The organism is Ruminococcus flavefaciens, assembly GCF_900143025.1.
GTDB classification, from domain to species: Bacteria; Bacillota; Clostridia; order Oscillospirales; family Ruminococcaceae; genus Ruminococcus; species Ruminococcus flavefaciens_I.
Map to the genome: position 1 here is coordinate 32,436 of NZ_FRCT01000002.1, position 22,825 is coordinate 55,260.

Annotated in this window: 12 protein-coding genes; 9 read left to right on the forward strand and 3 right to left on the reverse strand. The window is 40.8% G+C overall.

What is annotated here, in order from left to right; translation table 11 throughout:
* Positions 1 to 64: 64 nt before the first annotated feature.
* Complete coding sequence (locus tag BUB28_RS02325; protein ID WP_072948303.1) at positions 65 to 1,462, reverse strand: sensor domain-containing diguanylate cyclase; 1,398 nt, start codon at positions 1,460 to 1,462, stop codon at positions 65 to 67.
* Positions 1,463 to 1,931: 469 nt separating this feature from the next.
* On the opposite strand from BUB28_RS02325, the gene BUB28_RS16430 reads away from it, so the two are divergent.
* From BUB28_RS16430 to BUB28_RS02365, 5 genes are all read left to right on the forward strand, one after another.
* Entirely contained in the window at positions 1,932 to 5,003 is a 3,072-nt protein-coding gene (locus BUB28_RS16430) for a family 43 glycosylhydrolase (RefSeq protein WP_242939911.1), read from the forward strand.
* Positions 5,004 to 5,216: 213 nt separating this feature from the next.
* Positions 5,217 to 7,403, forward strand: a complete 2,187-nt coding sequence (locus tag BUB28_RS02350; protein WP_072948305.1) for a glycoside hydrolase family 11 protein — start codon at positions 5,217 to 5,219, stop codon at positions 7,401 to 7,403.
* A 565-nt stretch (positions 7,404 to 7,968) separates the two neighbouring features.
* On the forward strand, positions 7,969 to 9,675 hold the full coding sequence (locus BUB28_RS02355; protein ID WP_072948306.1) for a dockerin type I repeat-containing protein: 1,707 nt from the start codon (positions 7,969 to 7,971) through the stop codon (positions 9,673 to 9,675).
* Positions 9,676 to 9,929: 254 nt separating this feature from the next.
* Positions 9,930 to 13,193: an SH3 domain-containing protein gene (locus BUB28_RS02360; RefSeq protein ID WP_072948308.1), complete on the forward strand. Its 3,264-nt coding sequence runs from the start codon at positions 9,930 to 9,932 to the stop codon at positions 13,191 to 13,193.
* A gap of 461 nt (positions 13,194 to 13,654) precedes the next feature.
* A complete protein-coding gene (locus BUB28_RS02365) occupies positions 13,655 to 15,883 on the forward strand; it encodes an HD-GYP domain-containing protein (RefSeq protein ID WP_242939912.1) in 2,229 nt (742 codons plus the stop codon).
* Positions 15,884 to 16,000: 117 nt separating this feature from the next.
* On the opposite strand, the gene BUB28_RS02370 is transcribed toward BUB28_RS02365, so the two are convergent.
* Complete coding sequence (locus BUB28_RS02370; protein ID WP_072948312.1) at positions 16,001 to 17,725, reverse strand: substrate-binding domain-containing protein; 1,725 nt, start codon at positions 17,723 to 17,725, stop codon at positions 16,001 to 16,003.
* 331 nt (positions 17,726 to 18,056) lie between these two features.
* Here BUB28_RS02370 and BUB28_RS02375 point away from each other — a divergent pair, with 331 nt between their 5' ends.
* From BUB28_RS02375 to BUB28_RS02390, 4 genes are all read left to right on the forward strand, one after another.
* Positions 18,057 to 19,343, forward strand: coding sequence for a hypothetical protein (locus tag BUB28_RS02375; protein ID WP_072948314.1), 1,287 nt, complete (start codon positions 18,057 to 18,059; stop codon positions 19,341 to 19,343).
* A gap of 335 nt (positions 19,344 to 19,678) precedes the next feature.
* On the forward strand, positions 19,679 to 20,455 hold the full coding sequence (locus BUB28_RS02380) for an MBL fold metallo-hydrolase (protein ID WP_072948316.1): 777 nt from the start codon (positions 19,679 to 19,681) through the stop codon (positions 20,453 to 20,455).
* A gap of 52 nt (positions 20,456 to 20,507) precedes the next feature.
* Positions 20,508 to 20,957 carry a LytTR family DNA-binding domain-containing protein gene (locus BUB28_RS02385; protein ID WP_072948319.1) on the forward strand — a complete coding sequence of 150 codons (450 nt, stop codon included), beginning with the start codon at positions 20,508 to 20,510 and terminating at the stop codon, positions 20,955 to 20,957.
* Entirely contained in the window at positions 20,954 to 21,388 is a 435-nt protein-coding gene (locus BUB28_RS02390; protein WP_242939913.1) for a DUF3021 family protein, read from the forward strand. Before BUB28_RS02385 ends, BUB28_RS02390 begins: the two co-directional genes overlap by 4 nt.
* Positions 21,389 to 21,439: 51 nt before the next feature.
* Here BUB28_RS02390 and BUB28_RS02395 read toward each other — a convergent pair whose 3' ends face one another.
* Positions 21,440 to 22,762: a threonine/serine exporter family protein gene (locus BUB28_RS02395; RefSeq protein WP_072948323.1), complete on the reverse strand. Its 1,323-nt coding sequence runs from the start codon at positions 22,760 to 22,762 to the stop codon at positions 21,440 to 21,442.
* Positions 22,763 to 22,825 lie beyond the last annotated feature (63 nt).

Sequence of the window (22,825 nt, forward strand, 5' to 3'; positions counted from 1 at the left end):
AACAGACTTGCACGAGGAGGATTTTCCGGTTAGTGCGAGTCTGTTTTTTTATGATATGAATGTGTTATCTGTATTTTTTCTCTGGATGCTGGGCGTAATATTCCTTTTTATTTGCATACATTCTTTCATCTGCAAGTCGCATTGCTGTACGGATATCCTCTCCGTTTGATACAAAGCAACAGCCAACAGCAAAATGGAGATCGTTATCTATTACGGATTTTTCAGTAAGTTGTTGTAATCTTACATTGAACTCTTCCTCTGTTAATCCGGGAGCTATGATCATAAATTCATCGCCGCCTGCGCGGTATACATCACAATCATAAAAGACCTGACTAAGCATAGCCGAAGCAGTACGTAGCAATCTGTCGCCTGCAATGTGTCCTTTTTCGTCATTGATACGCTTCAGACCGTTCAAATCGGCAAAGACTACAGCATATGGCTCGGATATCTTAATTATTCCGGATACCATATCGTCTACGGCATTATTCATTGCATTTCTGTTTTTGCAGCCTGTCAGAAGATCTATGGAACTTAGGAATTCAAGCTGCTTCATAAGCTTGTAGTTTGCTATTTCCGATGCAATAAAGTTAGTGGACAGTTCAAGAGTCTCTTTTATCTTGACTGTATCCTCGGTCTTGAAATTCAACGCCCAAAGATAGCCAAGTATCTCATCGTTGTGCTTCAGCGGAAAAAGTACAACACTGTTCACTTTAGCTTTGCTGAGCAATGAATGTAATGCAGGATTGTTGGAGTCCAGCCATTTCATATCATTTTCATCTTTTATGATAACACAGGAACTGCCGCCGATAGCTGAATCAAATGTATCTGCAACATCATAAAAATCAGCTGCATCGTATATATCCGACAGACATAACGCAGATCCATTAAATGTTGCCTCACAGAAATTAATATACTTTCGTTCCTCAAGTTCGGAAAGAATAATGCTGCAATGTTCAGCACTGCATATTCTGCGGATATCTTCTATGATTTCGTTAAATACCTGACGGATATTTTCTTTATTTGCTCTGCCGAGCTTCAAGCTTATCTCAAGTGCATTTGTGGCAGTATCTGCTGCAAGGCTTGCCTGCTGCTCAGAGTCGGCATAAGGCGAGATATCACAGGAATAAAGACAATAACCTACATTCTCTTTATCAGATTCGATAGGTAAGAGGAACATATTGACCCATAATCCCATATGCTCTACATGAACATATGTATGCAGCGGCTTTCCGAGACAGGCACAGCGATACATAAAATCCTCAAAATTCTTATCCTTAGGCAAGCAGTAATAGTACGGTGAATTTGGAACAAAGGGGTGATGAAATATCATGTCGGCATCATCACGCAGAAGTTTATTTGCGGCAACGACAAGTATATTGCCGTAAGTGCCGTCATCATACTGCTCAACAGAAATAATGCACGATCTGCTTTTATGACCTGTTACTAACTGTTCAAAATCCATAATAATACCTTCTTTCACATTCAAATGAATAAATGCTTTGCGATCTTATATACGAAGGGTTTCTCCGATAATTAATAATAAGATTTTATCTGTATTTTACATACAATTTTATCACTTTCATATATATTCATCAATGTATTATGGTAAAAGTTTACAAAACATAAAAAATTATTGTCGGTTATTACAAAAACAAGGGTAAGTGTTTTGTGTAATAACTACAATAATGAATGAATATGTATTATCTGTAAAGATCTCAGTTGTATAAAGAGGTGGATGAAAGAAATTGTTAAAACATAAATGTTTATAAACATCTGCATTTTGTCCACTTAATCCTTGAAAATGTGGATTGATATTGTCAGAATTATGTGCTATTATTTGATTGAATATATATTTGTATTAAATAGGCTGTGGAAAAGTTCCGCAGTCATATAAATAAAAAGGGATATTATAATTAAAAAGGAGAATTGGAATGAAAAAGATCTTATCGGCAATTGCCATAGCTGCATTGTCAGCTGCATCTCTATGTACGTCAGCTCCTGCTGTTACGTATGCGGAAAATCCTATTGTTCAGACATCATTCACACCAGATCCCGCTCCGGTCGTTTTCGGCGATGAGCTGTATGTATTTACGGGCTGTGATCGTCAGGGCAACAACGACTTTTACTACATGACAGGTTGGCAGTGCTTTTCCACAAAGGATATGAAGAACTGGACTGACCACGGCAGGATACTTGAGGATACAAGCTTCAGCTGGTGTAATGCGAACGACGCATGGGCTTCACAGTGTATCGAGCGCAATGGCAAGTACTACTTCTATTTTACAACCACAAACAAGGGCGGCGGCGGAAGAGCTATCGGTGTCGGCGTGGCTGACAGTCCTGAAGGACCTTACAAGGATGTCCTTGGTAAGCCTCTCTGCGGTCCTAACTGGGATTACATTGATCCTACCGTTATTATTGACGATGACGGTCAGGCTTGGCTAATGTTCGGAAACCCGAAATGCTATTATGTTAAACTGAAAGAGGACATGGTAACACTGGACGGTCAGATCCAGTCCTTCAACCTTTCACTAAAGTCGGGTACAAAATATACGGAAGGTCCGTGGATATACAAGCACGATAATCTCTACTATCTTGTTTTCGCTTCTATGGTTGACGGCTTCGGCGGAGAGAGTATTTCCTACTGTACAGGACCGACTGTTACAGGTCCGTGGACTCACCGCGGAACTATACATGAGGGCTCCAACTGCTTCACAACACACGGCGGTATCATTGATTACAAGGGTCACTCTTATTCATTCTATCATATGAGCGGTATCCCGGGAGGCAGCTCCTTCAACAGAAGTGCAGCTTGCGAGGAGTTCAAATTCAATTCTGACGGTACTATCCCTGTTCTCAAGTCTACCAAAAACGGTCCCGACCAGATAGAGGCTCTAAATCCATTTGAAAGAGTCGAAGCAGAAACTATTTGCTGGAGTGAGGGCATCAAGACTGAAAAGGATGAAAATAACTCAGTCTGCATAGGAAGCATCAAAAAGGGCAGCTATATAAAGGTAGCAGGCGTGGACTTCGGTGAAGGTGCCGATAAATTCACAGCTTGCGTGGCTTCTGCTGAAAGCGGCGGAAACATTGAGCTCCACATTGACAGCAAGACAGGTCCTGTTGTGGGTAACCTTAAAGTCGGCGGAACAGGCGGCTGGCATGACTGGGAAGAGGTATCATGTGATGTAGCGGGTGCTGACGGTGAGCATGACCTTTACCTCGTATTCAACGGCGGAGACGGCTATCTGATGAACGTTGACTGGTGGAAGTTTGAAGGAGCAGGCTCCGGTTCTTCCGAAGCAGACCAGACATATATCTTTAAGAGTACATTTGAAGGCAAGCTTGACGGCTGCTCAGACAGAGGCGGTGCCACTGTTACTGTAAGCAAGGACGAAGCATATGAGGGCGAAAGCTCTGTTTACTGTACGGATCGTTCGGCTTCATGGAAGGGTGTCGGAAAGAGCCTGAACTATAAGTTCAAGGCAGGAGAGAGCTACAGCTTCTCTGCTATCGTTAAGTATAACGAGGGCACACCTTCGACTAAATTCCACCTCACACTTCAGTATGACGGCTCGGACGGTGAGGTCCACTATGATAAGATCGACACAAAGGATGTTGCGAAGGGCGAGTGGACACAGCTTTCAAATACAAGCTTCAAGATACCCGAGGGTGCAAAGAGTCCTCTCGTATATGTAGAAACCGAAGGCGACTCCGATGATGATACGCCTGCTACAAATTTCTATGTTGATAATTTCTTTGCAGCAGTAGACGGTACAGTTATAGAGGGTCCAAAGAATGTGGTAACACCTCCGACTACAACTTCTCCTGCACAGGATCTGAAGGATATACTTAATTCAAAGGTGACAAAATGGGGCGACGCTAACGGTGACGGCGATGTAGATATGAGCGACGTTGTTCTTATAATGCAGTCGCTGGCTAATCCTGACAAGTATAAGCTTGCAGGCTCTGGTATCTACAATGCTGACGTAAGTGAAGCAGGCGGCGGTATTACTTCAAACGATGCACTTGCGATACAGAAGTACCTCTTAGGTATAAATACTGCGCTTCCTGAGAGCTATTCCGATAATATCAAGACAGTTACTGCTCCTGCAACCACAACAACTACTACAACAAAAATAACCACCACAACCACAACGACTACAGCAGCAGCTACTCAGGCAGCAGAACATCTCTCGATGAAGGACTTTACTGCTAAGGTAGAGCCTAAGATAGCTGAAAAAGAGCCTGATTCTGCAAATCAGTCGAAGAACGGCGTAGCTTACGGTGAGATACAGAAAAAGAGCTATTATTCAACTACCTGTAACAGACAGAAAGATGTAAACATACTTCTGCCTCCTAATTATGATCCTAATAAAAAGTATCCTGTTATGTACATAATGCATGGTTACTATGAGGGAATTGACAGAATGCTTACGAAGGGCAACGCTGATATGCACACCCGTGAGATGATCGGCAATGCTATCGCTGAAGGTGCAGCAAAGGAAATGATATGCGTATTCCCTGATGTATTCTCCAGTCCTACACTCAAGTCATGCACAGGCATGGACGAGACAAATAATCAGGGCTATGATAACTTCATAAATGACCTTACAAAGGATCTTATGCCTTTTATTGAGAAGAATTACAGCATCAAGACAGGTAAGGATAACACTGCTATCACAGGCTTCTCTATGGGCGGACGTGAATCTCTTCTCATTGGTATGAAGAGACCTGACCTCTTTGGTTACATCGGTGCTATCTGTCCCGCTCCCGGAGTTACAGGCTCATTCAACTGGAGCAGTGACGATCAGCCTTACTTCCTGATGATAACAGGCGGAAGCAACGATACAGTTGTATATGACAACCCTAAGAACTATCACAATAACTTCCAGAAGAACGGTGTTCCTCATGTATGGCACTATGTAAATGGAGGTTATCACGGTGATAACTGTATCAGAGCTCACCTCTACAACTTCTTCCGCATAGCATTCCAGAACTAATATACAGTAAAAAAGTTCCGACCGTATGGTCTAATGGCATTAAATTTATCAAAACCACCCGTTTTGCGGGTGGTTTTGATTTTATAACAGAGTTTGCAGTATCAATTGTTATATCCAATTATTCAGCTATTTTTATTCGGCAATAAACGACTTGATTTTAAACTGCTGTTTTTATATAATAATGGCATAAAAACATCTCAGGAGGGTGATCATATGAGAAAAATACTGACAAAAATGCTGTCTGTTTTCACAGCAGGCATATGTCTTCTTACAGCGTCAGCCTTTAGTTCCAACGGCAGCACGATAATTGCAAATGCAGTTGATCAGGAGATAAAGGGCATAATCGACGATTACGTTTATGAGATGTGGAACGCTTTACACATGGGTGAATTCAACTATGAAAACACGGAAAACAACGGCTTTTCTGTCAGCTGGGACGGGATAACCGATTTTACGGCACTGAAGGGAAAGGGCTTTGAAAAAAACACTGTAAAGGCTTATCAGGTGGAGGATTACTCTATTGACTACTATCTTGATATCACTACCGACGGGATCGCATATGTCGGTGTACAGGGCTGGATGTCAAACGCAACAGCAAAGTTCAATATTGTTGAAGCCTGGGCATCATGGCAGCCGCCCGGGGAAAACGTTAAAAATCTTGGCAGCGTGATTATCGGCGACACTACTTACGATCTGTTCTGGAATCTGCACTTAGGACAGACTTTTGACGGTAGAGGCATCAATTACCCCATGTATTGGAGCGTTGCTCGCAGAGACCCGCTTGAGCCCGATACTACCAATCACCTGGAAGGGACTATAGATGTGAGCGAGCACTTCAGGGCATGGGCTTCCGCCGGACTTGATCTTGGATATCTTTATGATGTAAAATTCGGAATTGAAGCGTACAAGTCCAACGGTTCCGCAAAGCTTATCTCAATGGATACACACATGGATACGGCTACGGAGCAGCTGTTCGATAAATTCAAAGTACACGTTCCCTATGAGGAGCATGATCCTTTGCCCGTAGGCAAGGACGGAAGAATAATAAATGTTGACTTTGAAACTCCAAACGACAAGGTCGGTCCATACTACAATGAAGGGAAAGAAAACTTAACCAAAGATGTTTTTTTCAGCGGTGAGCAGTCATTGAAGGTGGAACACGGCGAATATGTAATAGCTACTTTCGGTTATGAGCTGGATCCATATGACCTTCCCGTTTCCGCGGACGGTGCTGCTGTCCGTTTTCAAACAGGAGCGAGGATATATGCAGATAAAGACGTTTCGTTCGATGTATATTTGGTCGAATACAATGATGATGAGGTCATACCGCAGCAACGGAATACCCTTATCGGAAAGAGAATATGCAAATCGGGACAATGGACAAATCTTCGCGGTCTGTTCTTTGATTTTCTGCATGATAAATTCAGAAAATACAAGATAGTATTCGCAGCAAATGATAGAGATGTTGATTTCTTTATCGACGATTTCTTCATAGGCTTTGCCGATACCGCAGACGACGCGGCGATACATACATTTGAAGCAGAGAAGCGCGGTGATCTCAATGATGACGGTATTATAAACAGCTTTGATCTCGTGGTATGCCGCAAGGCTTTAATTAAGTCCACAGCCAATAGTCTCATTGAGGAAAACGGTGACGTAAACGGCGATTTCAAGACTAATGTCAGTGATCTTGTGCTCCTGACAAAATATGTTCTAGGTACATCGGACGATATACCTCTTACGGATAATGAAGCAGTTTTGCTGACAGGCGACAGTATTTTCTATAATACAAATGATCAGCGTACTCTGGAGGTCTCAGCTCTCAGACAAAATGACGATACGGTCAGCACCATAGTCCGCAGGGACGGCACATTTACCGCTGAATGGAAAGGAATAGCCGATTATACTTGCGGAAGTTTTGCAGAATACGAAGAAAACTCATTTAATTACTGCAAGGACTTCGATATAAGCTATTGCGCGGATGTAAGCTCAACAAAGGATATAGAAGTGGTGCTTTGCGGCTATGTACAGAAGGATTACAGATGGATAGGCTTTGAGATACACGAATGCTGCAAATGGAGCGGCAAAGACAAGCCTGATATCCGTGAAGCAACAGACAGTGGAAGGCTAAAAACAGTCACCGTAAACGGCATTGAATATTATATGGACATTGGCGATGACAAAAATTCAGTTAATTATATATATTTCTATCGCAAAGATGATCCTATGAATAACAGTGATTCGTGCTGTATCGACAACAAATACAGGTTAAGTGATTTTCTTGGGAACTGGTCAATATACAACGAAGAAAATGATCGAGTCAAGCAAATAGGAATGTATGTTGAAGCATCTGATTCAAATGGTTATGCAGATTTCAAGGAGCTGAGCTTCACAAAATAAAATCTAATAAAATTGATCTCCGCTCATTATGGGCGGAGATCGTTATTTATAAAGGTTATCATATGCATAAATAAAAAAGCTACGCAATCCATGCATAGCTTAAACAAATGAACTTAATAAATATAGAAGGGGAATTGGGGGATTACTTAATCCACTTATAATATACAATTACAACCTTAAAATAGTCTTAATTTATGGCTCCATCTATTGAAAAAATTTATTTTTTTCTTCACTATTATTTTTCAGCGTTCTGTGACTTCGTCAAACTTATAATATAAATAACAAGTTTGCAAGCATCAGAGGATTTTCAGATAAATCAGGCATTGCAGGTGTATGAGTTCTCGACAGTCCTGTAATGTGGGAGAAATTTCAGTTAAGGAATAATTATTGCTAAATGAAATAAATAATGAATGCTGATTTTATAAGCAGACATTGGCTTTTTTAACAACAGGTGTATTTTAAACATACAATATTCTACAACTGTTGACATAATTTGTTTAATATGATAAAATATAGTATAAGGGGAGCTATGTCAGCTTCTACAAATTACAGGAGGTACAAGGCAATGGACATTAGAAATAAGATCAAGGCTTTTATGACAGCAGTTTTAGTGGCTGCGACACCAATGGCTATGAGTCTCTCATCTGTTTCGGCTGAGGATTATATAGTCGAGAATGCTCAGGTGCTCACTCTTTTCGGAGATGTAAACTTTGACGGCAGTGTAGGTATTTCGGACGCGGTCCAGCTTAACCGCTATTTGTTGGGACATATCAATGAGCTTGGCAACATCAAGAACGCTGACCTTTTGGCTGACGGTGTTATTGATATTTATGACATGGTATACCTCAGAAAACAGTTGGTTGCTGAAAATAAGCCTGCGGGTACTAAGCTCAGTGTAAAAGTAGTTGATATGATGTCAGGCGAACCTCTTGAGAGTGCTGATATCGTGCTTTCTGAGATGAACGGAAATCACTTGTATGATATCGGAAACTCTATTTCGACCTACGGCGAAGATGTCAATTACTATGGTCTTCCAAATGATAAGACTTATAAGTATTTCCTTTTAGTAGAGGGACTTCCGAAGAACTACAGTGAATCATACAAGACATGGGATCAAGTTGTAATATTCGATATTGAAGAAGGTACAGCTGAGAAAGAGCTTGTTGTAAGAGTTGCAGCTAATGATGCAGAGAAAAACGTAAAGTTCAAACATATGGATTGGTGTCAGGGCAGAGAGAATATAGGCTACGGCAATCTCTTTATTACTGACAAGGACGGCAATTATTACTATCAGAGACAGTATACAGGAGAGATGTCACTTCCTGACGGCGATTATCACGCTGATTTCAATTTCTTTGATTATCCTGTTTCTTTCGTTGAACCTGACAGTGAGTTCGCTGAAAGGATCAAGGAAAACTATCCCGATGCGCAGTTTGAAGACCTTTCAAACGGCATAGATTTCTCTGTTGTGAATGGAAAGCCTGACAGAGAGCTTTATCTGAATTTTGGCCCTAAGGAAAATATAGGCAATAATATAAATGTAAACTGCTATGACAGCAGTACAGGAGAGCCTCTTGAAGGCGTAAAGCTTTCTATTATTGAAGCTCCATACAGTTATGCTAAAACAGAGAGTTGGATATCAGACGGTACTACTAAGGTGTTCAAAGATCTCTTCCGTACAGGTCCGGACTGTTATAAGGTCGTTGTTGACAGTGTTCCCGAGGGATATATAAAAAGCTCAAAGGATCAGTGGGTATGCTTTGGTTATGTAAATAACTATTCGAGTAATTTCGATTTCTATTTTACCCCTTATGATGGTGAGAAAAATCTGTCATTCGATGTTTTGACATGGCCCGATAAGCAGCCGTACACAGGTGATTGTACATATACTGTAATGCAGGACAATTCTATTATCCTGACAGGTATAAAGCCGGGTGAGAAGTTCGGAATAAAGGACGGAGAATATATGCTGTTCGCCGGATCGTATTCTGAAGATGATCCGTATTGTGGTGCTGATATTTCATCAGAAATTGGTCAGGAACTTGTTAAAGAGACCGATGTATTTGCTGATGGAGCAGCATTCAAGTCAGATATGGCAAAATTCACAGTCAAGGACGGCAAGATGGATAAGGATATCGTTTTGTATGTAGGTGAAAAGGCAAAATGCCGTTCAGTGTATGAAGAAGAACTCATAGAAGAAGAGAAGCGCCTTGAAGAAGAGAGAATCCAGAAAGAAAAGGAATACGAAAAGCTTCTTCTGGAATCTGAATAAGAGCAGCCTAAAAGGCTTGAAATGAAGAATTTCTTAATAAAACGATCTTACATTAATAAGTCCCCGCATTTGCGGGGACTATTCTGTTTCATGCTGCTTTTTCAGAGTATTATGGCAGCATTTTATTATCAATAAATAGTTTTAATAAGTTTTTTATACACATACGCAATATAATACTTGATTTTATTAAACAAATGATGTAAAATTTGTGTAATATTATAGGTATTCGTTCAGGATACATGGGAGGAATTATTATGAGGATACGCACAAGAAGCTTTTTATCCGCTGTTATTTCGGCGGCATTGTGTATTGAGGGGGTGCCGCTTCAGACGGCAAATGCCGATATTATTATCGATCATAATTGCAGCGGAATCGACAAGGGCTATTATTATGAAATAGCAAATAATGATAAGGACAGTCAGCCTGAATTCAGGGTGATGACAAATGGCAACTACAGTTGCAGCTGGGATAACGAGGAGGAATTTTCAGCAGCAAGGGCTATGAAATTTGCTTCGCCTGTGGAGTATTCAAAGCTGGGAGCTATCAGCTACAAATACTGGAAGAGAATAGATATTGAGAGACTTGCCAAAGATAAAGATGCTTATGTAAGATTTGGCGTAAGGCTCCATAATTCAAATGGCGACGTATTTGATATAGTTGAAGTCGATTCGTCCTCAGACAATAAAAACATTACTGAAAAGCAGAGCGGATACAAGAAGATTGGCACACTTGCTTCAAAAGAGGCAATTAATGATTACACTATCTTCGGTCCATCAGCTGATGAGCCGCTCGATGTGGCATATACTCTCTATGTGCGTGAAAACGAGGACAAGAAGAGCAATACCTTCCTGTGCCGCAGAGATGTGCCTATGAACGTGAATAACGATATTGAGAACGAAAGAAGAATAAATATAAACGATAAGCTGGACGCTATAGCAGCGGCAGGCTACGACCTCGGAGATATAACGGATATCGGTCTTTTCCTTGAAAGTGCATACTCAAAGGGTGAGGCTACGATATTTACGTATGATATTTCTATTGAGAATATGCCCGAGATAGCTCCTGATGAATATGATGATGAAGAGGCTCCGATTATCGTCAAGGATTACGATTACGGTGTTCGTACAGGTTATTATTACGGCATCGACAGCAGATTCACCGATGATAAAATAGAGGTAATAGCTCCGTCATTGTTCAAGGCGGAGTGGGATTCAAGGGAAAACAAATACAACTGCGATCCGTATTTCGAGCGTGGAAAGCAGTATGAGAGCGGACAGTCCTACAAGGCTGTTTCAGGTTCATCTATAGATTATACCATGAATTTTGATGTTGAGGGTTCTTTTGCAGTAAGTGCTGCGGCTAAGCTTTCTTCTCTTGAGCTTACCGATAAATTCCAGTCTGCTGAATTATATGTCGTAGATGCTTGCAGCGAGGGCTGGCAGCCGTCGGAATGGTCTAAAAAGATAGATGATTTCAGTGCAGAGGGCACTGAATATGAAGTTTATGACGGTTCGCAAGGTTTGATGGGAACCGGTAAAACGCAGGTAACGAAAAGATATTTCTTTATCAGCAAAGACGCAGTAAAGAATGGCAAAAAGGGAACAGTTACAGCAAAGCACGACATGAAGCCATATATGGAGTATGTTTACGGACTGGGCGAGCCGCTCGGTAGTCCTAAGGTAATTGTTGCTCAGATAAATGGCTATGTATCCAAAGGAAGTGCAGAGCTTGTAAAGAATGAGATCACTCTGCCTGAGTTTATTAAAGATGATGGTGAGTTTGAAAGAGCAAAGAGAAGAATAGATATTAGCGGTTTCAACTCAGATGTTTATGTAAATGGTCTTACCTATGGTAAGCAGGACTATAACATGAGCATGAAGGGCTATGCAGGTGAGAAGCTTAACTGCGAATGGAATTCTGATTCAGCGCCGATAATTGGTTCAAGTGATTATGAATATGGACGTGATTTCTATGTTGGTCTGAATAACTTGGATGAAGGCCGCGGAAACAGCGTTATTGGGAACAGTGAAGATCTGCTGATAGACTACAGTATTGATATTGGCGATGTAAAAGCAATAAAAGATGATCATTACTGGGTTATCGGCGGCAGCATAACAAGCTATAATACTGCTGCTTTGAATGGTAATGAGAATATAGACGATTACACTGACTGCAATATCTTTATAGCTGATAAGTGGGAAGGTGAGTTTGCGTTCAGAAAGCCTTCTTTCAATGATCCGAAGGAGTTCGGAACTATCGAATCAAACGGCGTAAAATATGATGTTATTGTTTCAATGCCCGATGTCAAGAAGGGCAATTCGGAGTATGTTCTCCTTAAACGTCAGGAGCAGCCGGAGCCTGTTGAAGCTTCAGACGTTTCCGATGGACATAAACGTTATACGGGCAGCATAGATGCAGCAGATATCATAAAGAAGCTGAACGGACTCGGCATAAAGACATACGATATATGGAATGCTTATTTTGTACTTGATGTCTACGGCAATGAGGGCTCGGCTGTTATAAATTCTGTTGACGTTAAGGGAATGAAAAATGAAGAGATCACTTACACTAACGATGATCTTGATAAACTGAGTGCTTTCATTCTCGGCAAAAAAGTTGATATCAAGGAAGGTACAGACTATGATGTGAACGGTGACGGAGTTTGGGATACATACGACCTCTGTCTTATGAGAAAGCAGCTTGCAAAAAATAATAATGAGGCGTATGTTGAGCCGGATAACCGCTGCGTATTCGGAACGACATATATTGTTAACGGTGAAAATGTGAACCTATATAGAGGTCCCGGTAAAAACTACGAAGCTGTTGCATCGATTCCCGTAGAAATACAGCTTACAGAACTTGGATATCAGAATAATCATGATTCATGGTTCTTTACTCAGTATGACGGAAAGTATGGCTGGATCAGTTTAAACGATGCGGTAAGTCCATATTATGCAGGCGCACAGTGGGGGAAACCCGTGATCTATCTTTATCCTGAAGAGGAGACAGATGTTCATGTTGAGCTTGAGCTGACTACCTCCGAGCTTTACACAACCTATCCAAAGTATAACAACGGTTGGGACGTGACAGCTTATCCCGATGGTTCACTTCTTAATAAAGCGGACGGTACGCACCATAAGTATCTTTTCTGGGAAAGTGTGAATTCACGTACAAGATTTGATTTCTCAAAGGGCTTTTGTGTCGCAGGAAGCGATACCGAGAGTTTCCTCAAAGAAAAGCTTACATATATGGGACTTACGGAAGAGGAAATGAATGAATTCATCGTGTACTGGCTGCCCAAAATGGAACATAATGAATATAATCTCATTACCTTCCAGGGCGACTTATATACAGATGCAGCCAAGCTTGATATCACACCTTCGCCTGACAGTCTGCTGAGAATATTTATGGTTTATGCTCCGCTTGAAGATGCAATTGATATCGAACCGCAGCAGCTTGATAGCTTTGAAAGAAACGGCTTTACTGTAGTTGAGTGGGGCGGTACTGAAGTACGATAATTTGTGTTTTTATAAAAATTGAACTCTTTGAAAAAATGCAGGAGTTCCGAAAGAATGGCAATATATGTCTGCACTGATATTTTATCATCAGTGCAGACATTTTTTGTTCTATGTATTGGCAGATAATATTTCTGAATTCAGAATGTAAAGTTTTTGTTAGATGCTTGTAAAAAAATATATAATGTGATATAATAAACATATATTGATGAGGATAAAAAAACTTTTGGTGATTTTTGCACAAACTTATCTTTGCGATGTTTTATTAAGGGGGGATACCTCAATCAATGGATATTATTATAGATTTACTGAAAGAATACCAATTGAATATAATGTTTGCGCTTAGCATGATATGCGCAATGCTGGCTTTTTTCGTATTGATAACAAAAACGATGATGGCTTCCAGAAGGCATATATTGCTTTCTTTGGAGCTTTGTGCCATGTTTTTGCTTTTATTTGAAAGAATGTCATATCATTATCGTGGGGATACCACGGATATTGGCTTTTGGATGGTCAGGATAAGCAATTTTATGGTTTTTGTATTGATTCTTGGTATTATTTTTTCGTTTACACTGTATTTGATAGACCTGTTAAAACATGAATGTGGTGTTGATAAGACTCCCAAGCAGCTTATAATTTCATGTTTTATATGTACGATCGCTATTATAATTCTTATAATATCCCAGTTTACCGAGTTCTACTATTATTTTGATGAATTAAACCGATATCATCGAGCACGGGGATTTATTATATGCTATCTTTTCCCACTCATGGTGCTTATACTGGATCTTTCGGTAATTATTGAGTATTATAAGCGTATAGGAAAGCTTCAGCGCATATCTATCCTGCTGTTTTCAGTTGTTCCGCTGATAGCTTCGATAATACAGATATTTACATACGGTGTTTCATTTACAAGTATCACCTTAGTCGGACTTGTTGTTGTACTCTATGTCTTTGCACTTATAGATATGAATAACATAGTCGAGCGGGCAAATAAGCATGAGATAGAGATAATTCGTGGAGAGCAGAAAAATATGCAGCTGCTTTTTAAACAGACTGCTACAGCTCTTGCAAATGCAATAGATGCAAAGGACAAGTATACCCACGGCCATTCGCGCCGTGTAGCGGAGTATTCGGTAAAGATCGCAAAATATGCTCATAAAGGCGAAAAAGAGTGTGAAGAGCTTTATTTTGCTGCTCTTCTCCATGATGTTGGCAAAATAGGCATAAAGGACAGTATAATCAATAAAGAAGGAAAACTTACCAATGAGGAATACGGTGCTATAAAAATGCACCCTGTAATAGGAATGCAGATATTGTCAAGTATCAGTCAGTCGCCGTATCTCAGCATTGGTGCGCACTATCACCATGAACGATATGACGGGCGTGGTTATCCTACCGGACTGAAGGGAGAGGATATCCCTGATATTGCACGTATTATTGCAGTTGCAGACGCCTATGACGCTATGACCTCCAGACGAAGCTATCGTGATCCTATTCCTCAGCAGCTCGTCCGCGAGGAATTTGTAAAGGGCATAGGTACTCAGTTTGACCCTACTTATGCAAGAATAATGCTTCATCTCATAGATCTTGATTCAGAGTACATTATGAAGGAAAGCAGTGGGCAGAATAAAAGTGAAAAGATCGAATCCCTTGTGTGCGGAGCATACAGATCCACTGTCTCAGATGGCATACTGCTTACAAATACAGTGACACATATACATCTGACAAGTTATATGAACGTGGAGCGAAAGCATGAAAATATCCCGAGCTTTGTTCTTTTTGATTCACTTGACGGCAGGATACATGACGATGAAAGAAAATGCAGGGAGCTTTTGTACCATGAATATGCTTCGATACGTGCAGACGGTATTGTTACGGGTAAGGGCATAAGAAATGTTCAGAAGCGAACAAACGAGACAGCAGGTGCAGCTGCCGAGGATAAAGCTATGCTTCGCGGTGAGAAGATAAGCTTTGATCTCGAGGCTGTGAGATATAGGGATCATTTGCTTATTAGAATGTCAAACCGTTTCCGTTTTCATGAGATAATCATTGCATTGCCCGACAGTACAAGATATGCTTATCTTTCTCTTACAGGAGAGTACTGCGTTATCGACGATGTGGACATCTACAAGACAGAGGAAGAGATAGGAAAAGGTTATATCCCGCGTATTGCTGAAGAGATAACATATATCAATGTCCCGGCAGGTGATATCCCGAATGTACAGGTGGACGGCTGGCGTTCGGCAATATCTGAGGGCTTTGTAGTCACTGACGGAATGAGAGTTATTTTCCATACCATGAGTCTGCCTACAGCCCGATTAGTGTGGCATTGTCCGTTTGCTGTACTGTATACATCTGATGACGGACTTCCGAACGGTGATGATTACCGTGAGCTTACAGTTGTACGTCTTGACGGAGAAGGCTGGGAGGAGGACGATCATGTTGAAAACCGCGTGAATGTCAGCAAACTTGACAGCTTTATCGACTGGAACGATTGGAAAGAGAAAAACAAGGCAGGTCAGGACTGTGAGCTATTATTCCGTGTTGATAAAGAAAAGATATCTATAACCACAGAGTATTGCGGATTGTCGATATGTTCCGTTACTACTTTTACGGAGGATATGCATGAGGTATATGCTGCACTTACAGGCGATCAATGTGCATTGACCAATATACGCATCATAAGATAAATTACGTAAGTTTTCTGCAAGCGCAGGATAGTATAAGCTTATATAGTGGGTCATAAAATGAGCCTTGTCCGATATATGGACAAGGCTCTTATCATTTTTGCGTGCTGTGGCTGTGTATTATGACATTTCCAGCCTTTGTTTGAATTCCTCTTTATTGGTCCTGGAAACACGGAGCTCTTCCTTGTCGGACATTACTGCAAGGAGGGCACGGTCAAAACCAACCTTATATCCGACGGTTTTGTCCATATTTACAATGACAGAGCGTGAAATGCGGAAGAAATTCTTGTTTGTCAGCATTTCCTCCATTTCAAAAAGCCGCTGCTTGATCTCATATTTTCCGTTTTTCATTGCTGCAAAAACCTTCTTTTCATATGATTCAAAATACAAGACGTTCTCAAGCGGTGCTTTGGTCATAGAGCCATTGTGCATGACCATAATGGTTGCAGAGGGCTTTTTATGGGTGTTATCCGAATGTATCTGTTCGGTATAACTCTCGGTTTTTTTAATATTATCCGATGTATCTACAGCTTGTCTGACTCGAAGCAGTTCCGCACCTATCGCTATTCGGTTTGCAAATTGTTTTGCATGAAGAGTATATAATTCAGCACCGGCATAGCCTATGGTCATAAATCCGTATGTCTGCTTGTCAAATACCAGAGGAAGGATATGTATATTCTGTATCGCTCCGAATGAAAACATATCGGGATAGAGGTCTTTTGCACGGAAAACTGCGGTCTCACCGTTCAGAAGGTAATCCTTTAAAAAGATACATTCAGCCTCTTTATCGTTCTGTTCCATAAGATTAACGCTTACACTTATATGGTTTCTTATAAGATATTTATGATTTTTTATGAACAGTGAAAGCTCTTTCTGAGAATTGATCTTATAAAGCTTTTCTTCAAAAAGACTGTTGCGAAATTCCATTTCAGCTTTTTCGTTCATATTAAGAGCGTCTAATCTTCCGCGTACATTCAGAAGCTTTTTACAGCCGCAGCCGCAGCTGTCTCCCGTGATGACGCTGTGCTTTTTATGCTTCAGCGGTTCGGGAGCGCTGCCTGTTATCAGTGAATGGAGCAGAGCAACAGCCCGCTGACCGCAGAAGTGAGTATCTGCTGAAAATGTCGTTATCGGGACAGCGCTGTTTGAAGCATATGATGAGTTGTCAAAGCCTGTAACGAGTATATCCTCGGGTACGCGCAGTCCTACAAAGAAAAGCTGTTTTATCAGAGCATATGCAATCTCATCGTTAAGACATACTATAGCATCAGGCTTTTCCAGTGTACCGCAGGCAATATCCTTTGCAGCTGCCTCAGCACCTGATATCCAGTAGCCTCCATACAGCAGATTATCTTCATCGCAGGGAAGCTCATGTTTTTTCAGTACATTGACAAAGCCGTCTATCCTTTCATCTGCAATGCCCTTTTCGCCGCCGAGACAATAAAGGTTTCGGCAATTATGAACATCTATAAGGTGCTCTACGACCTTTTCAAAGTTTTTCCGGTTTTCCAGACCGATCACATGAGGCAGAATGTTGGATTTTCCGATGACAACTACGGGACATTTGCAGTTTTCGCTAAGCGATCTTTCTATAGGCGGTATGAGGCTTTTGTGTGTTGAAAAGCTGTGTTCAACGAAGATTACACCGTCATATTTTTCATAGTCGATAAGACTGTATATCCATTCCTCATTATTGGTATAAAGCTCACTTGTCTGCGGCATAGAAAAGGTGAAAGTACGGTATCCGTAGGCGTTGGCTTGTTTCTGTATTCCGGTAACATATTCGTCATTATAGTCGTTCTTCAGATCAGAGAAAATAACAGCAAATGCTTTGTGTAATGACATAATAAAGTCCTCCTGTGTAATAAATAGATATGATCGATAAGATAACAGTTTGTTTGTATTTGGAAATTCGATTATAAAAATGTTTATATGATGACGAAATGTTTATTTTTACGGACGAACGGTTAATACAGTATATTTATCCCATAAGCTGCGATTCGGTATGCTTTTTGTACCATTCGTCGCTGTATTTTGCTTTTTATCGCAAAATCCTGCGTTCTGTCGCAAATTATTGAAAGCATTTTGGCAATATGATAAACTATGGTTACAGACATGAAACAAAAGGTTTCAGTCAAATACAAAGAAAACAAAAACATGAATGGAGGAAATCACCATGAAAAAACTTATCAAAACAGTAGCAGCTCTGTCTGCAACAGCAATACTTGCTATCCCTGCAAATATGACGGCATTTGCTTATCGCGTGGACACAGGTAAGTCCTTCAGCAATCCGTTGATAAACTATGATTTTTCGGCGGGAAGAGGTCAGCAATGGACATATCAGTCAAGTCAGGATAATCTTCCTGCACTGACAAAGAATATTCTTGAAGCTAAAGGCAAATACACTTACTATGCAACTACTGACACACGTTGTAATGAATACGGTAACTGCGATATGTTTGCACTTCTGCCTCTTGATGTTGCAACAACTGCAAAAATCAATAACGCACGTCCGTATGTGGATAATCTTTCTGTAAAGTCCAAAGCAGGAAACTACTACGCTTTGGTAATGGAGTATGAAGATGTCTCAAGGACAGATAGTCATGCCAAGCGTCCAAGCATTAAAGTTAATGATAAGTGCTGTGACTATGGTCTCAGAATGCTTGCAGGTCCGTACTTACAGAACATTCTGAACAAGTTCTATTTCGATAATCCCGATGATATCAATTATAATTATATAAAGCAGCATAACGGTTATACAGGAAATATTTACCTTGATGATTACTATGTTGCAGGTATGAGAATTACAAGTACAGATCGTTATACAACATTTGACGAGCCTGTTCTTGAGCAGAAGCCAAGCGGAAAGGGCTTCCGTACAAAGATAACATTCCACATCAGTAATCCTGTTCCTGAAAAGACAACATATTTAGGTGTGTCAGGTTCTACATCAGGCAATTATACATATGACGTTCTTGCAAATATGAAGCTCTCATGTAACGGTGATACATCAAGCGGTGTAAAGGATTACATTGCCATTGGCGGAATATCAAAGAAAACCTTAACTGTTCCTGTAAGCGATATTAATGAGTACAATAATCTTTATCAGGGACTTATAAGCTGTCCGGGATTTGTAACACGTCTGAGAGGCAATGCAGCAGAGTATTTCTATGATAACAGATTCAATGCCTATAAGCGCGTCGGTAATACCCTTTATATCTACACAGGTAAAAAAGCAGGTATTGGTGACAGAAAATGGACCAACGGCTGGGGTAAGGAAAAGTTTGAGGCTTTCTTTAGCAGCGGCGGCAGAGATATATTAGGACATTGTGATTCTCTGAAAATATACCTCCAGAACGTAACAACTGTACGTTTCTATTGCGATTCAACACCAAAATCTGAGGGTACACAGTATTACTCATGCGACGCAAGCTACCTTCTCGGAAGAATAGAGCGCGGCTGATATAATTAAATACCATACGCAAATAAATACTTCAAAGCAGTCTGTAGAAATACAGGCTGCTTTTTTATGATTATATAAAAATATTGCGTCAGGTGTCAATAATTTTGTGCCAAGCTGTTTTTTTCAGAAGGTAAGTTGCATTTTTCAAGGGGTAAGTTGCATTGACATAGGTTTGTCAGATGTGTTATCATATATATGAAATAAAACAAGCTGTGTACTCCTTTTATATCGTAACCGCAGGCAGGATCCGTAAAAACAGATTTTACTTTTTAATTGAAATTTACCATGTAATATGATACAATGAAGTGAACATACAGCGAAGGAGCTGATCGCTTATGCAGGAAAAAAAGATCAATATCACATGGTATGGTACAGCTTCGGTCAGAATAACCGCAGGAAGCTCGCAGATATTGATAGATCCGTTCTTTCCTTTTCCTGACAGCAGGATAAAGGTCGCAGAGGACGCTTATAACAATTGCAGGAATATTCTCGTTTCCCACGGGCATTTCGACCATATAAGCAGTATCGGTAAGATAGCAGGTGCGGATACTGCGGTATACTGTACAAAAGCACCGTACAGGACTCTTTTAAAAAAAGGAGTCGGAAAGGAAAATCTGCGCCTTATTCATGTGGGCTCTGTGTTTTCAGTGGGAGATTTCAGTATCACCGCATATAAGGGAAAGCATATCAGACTAAACGCCATAGATTGTCTGAAAGCAGCGTTCAGCAGGCGGGTACTGCAAAACAGAAAGGGGATCATAAAAAAGCTTGTGAAGATAACCTCTTTTCTCGAAAGGAAGGAGACTCTGTGCTATCTTGTGGAGGTGTATGGCAAGCGTATCCTCATACTTGGCAGCCTTTCTCTTGCAGCGGATACTGCTTATCCAAAGGAAGTCGATCTGGCTTTTTTCCCGTATCAGGGCTCTGACAGGCTGTGTGAGATTGCAAAGAGCATATATGCTCGGCTAAGACCAAAAGCAGTCCTGCTTACACATTTTGATGATACTTTTCCTCCATTCAGCTCGGAGATCGATACATCGGAAATTGAGGATTATCTGAAAAAACGTGCAGCCGTATATAAACTGCGGCACGGCGGTTCCATTGAGATATGATCCTGTTCAATCAATATTTATACTATTTTTACTACTAAAGCGGAGGCAGATAATGAGAATAATAATCGAATCCCCTCAGCCAAATGACGAAGATGTTGTAATAGTCAGGTGTGCTTCACCTGATCAGCGGCTAATTTCCATGCTGCTTTCATTTCAGACAGCAAACACTGACCTTACGGGATATATGAATGACAAAATAGTTCGCCTTAATTATCAGGACGTATATTATTTTGAGGCAAATGAAAACCGTGTTTTTGCATATTACCATTCAGATGTCTATGAAGTCAAATATAAGCTCTATGAGCTTGAGGAGATGTTCATGCCATTGGATTTTGTGCGGTGTTCAAAGTCTATGATAGTAAACATGGAAAAGATCGAATATCTTTCACCTCTTTTCAGCGGAAAGCTGGAGGCACATTTGAAAAATGGTGAAAAAGTCGTTATATCGCGGCAATATGTACATAGCCTGAAGGTAAAGCTGGGTATAGAGGAGGTCGAATGATGATAAAGGAATTTTTTGTTTCGTTATTGCATTATTTTGTTGATATCACAACTGCTGTTCTGATAGCAGCTGCTATATATCTGACCATATCAGGTCAGCAGATGGACAGTATTATACTATGGGAGATACTGCTCAGCGGTCTTATAACCGCTCTTCCGACAGCTGTTCTGCTTTGCTTTGATACAAAAAGTGTAAAGCTTTCATTGATACTGTGGTTCATACATTTTCTGATGATATTCTTCATTACGCTTTTGCTTCTGAAAATGTTCGGCTGGTGCAGGATAACTCCTATGTCAGTACTTCTGACATTTCTTGCCGTTGTATTTATCTATTTCTTTACCTGTTTTGTGCATTATCTTGTGGACAGAAAGCATACGGCATTGATGAACAAGCAGCTGAAAAAGCGATATTTGAACGAAAAAGATGCTTAAAAATAAGAAATCCTGTATTTAGCGTTTTGTGCTAAATACAGGATTTTTTTATCAGCTGCTCTTGCGGAAGTTCCTGTCAGTGAGTATTCTTGCGAATATAAGACCGAGGGGGAGTGCCATAACGATGAGAATTGCTTTTGTGAGCCATAATCCGCCGGTTGAGATGTCATTAAGGGCGATGTAGTATATCGCCTTGTACATGAACATTCCGGGGACCATGATAACTATTGATGGCACAGTAAGGGTGATACGAGGATAACCTATCCAGCGTTTTATTGCCGAAGCCATAAGTCCGGCACTGAGTGCGCCGATAAATGCGGCGAGTCCTACGTGTATACCAAGCATATCTATAAGCTCAAGGCGCAATGTGTTTGCGACCATGCCTATACAGCCTGCAAGGGCTGCCATTCTTCTTTTGCTGTTGAACATAAGTGAAAAGCCGTAGACTCCGCAGAAGCTTGTCAGCATTATAAGCAGGAAGCGGAGCAGGGGAGATATCTTGTATTCGATGAAATCCTGCGGATAAAATCTGAATACAAGTGCGCATACCCAGCCTGTAAGAGTTGCCATTATTATAATGAGAAATGCGTATGTTATTCTTTCTATTCCCGATCTAAGGTCAAGCTTTGAAAGGTCGATACCTCCTGTAATAAGCGGAAATCCGGGGATAACAAAGAGCATTGAACAGATATATCCTGCCTGATGTACTGCGGAAACATCAAAAAGCATCTCCGCAAGCTTGATGAAAAGTACATATGTACAGCAGGCAGATGCAACTCCTGCGGCTACATTTGCAAAAAGGGTTATATGACGTTCGATCAGCAGCTTCCTTATGAAATTGCCTATGCCTGCACCAAAGAATGCACAGATCATTTCGGCCGGACCGCCGCCCAGAAGAAAGGTGAAGGCACAACAGGCAAGTGCAGAGGCAAGACCTAAATTCCAAGCCTTGTAATTGCCTTTCATATCCTGAAATTTATCAAGTATCATATGGAACTGATGTACCGAATATTTTTCTGCTCGTTCAGCAAAGCCGTCTGTGAAGTTTTCAAGCTCGTTGAGTTTGTCGGTATTCACACCTGTTGTATTCAGCGAAATCGCATTTGTGTATGTTTCACCGCCGCTTATGCAGGTGTATTCTATTGACAGCAGACCAATGTCCGCATTGCAGGTTATACCAAGAGCACGGGCTATCTTGTTCATCGATGCTCTGACTCTCCATGCACCCGTACCTACAGAAAGCATCATAAGACCTACTCTTCCTACAAGAGAAGCCTTTTCTTTCAGTGAGGCGTTCAGTGCAGGCTCTGTACTTTCACTGTCAACGATCTCATGCCATTTTATTGACATATGCTGTTTTCTGAATTTACTCATAAGTACACCCCTTATGTGAATTTTTGAGCCGTTTTGTATTATATCATATTATTTCTGAAAAAG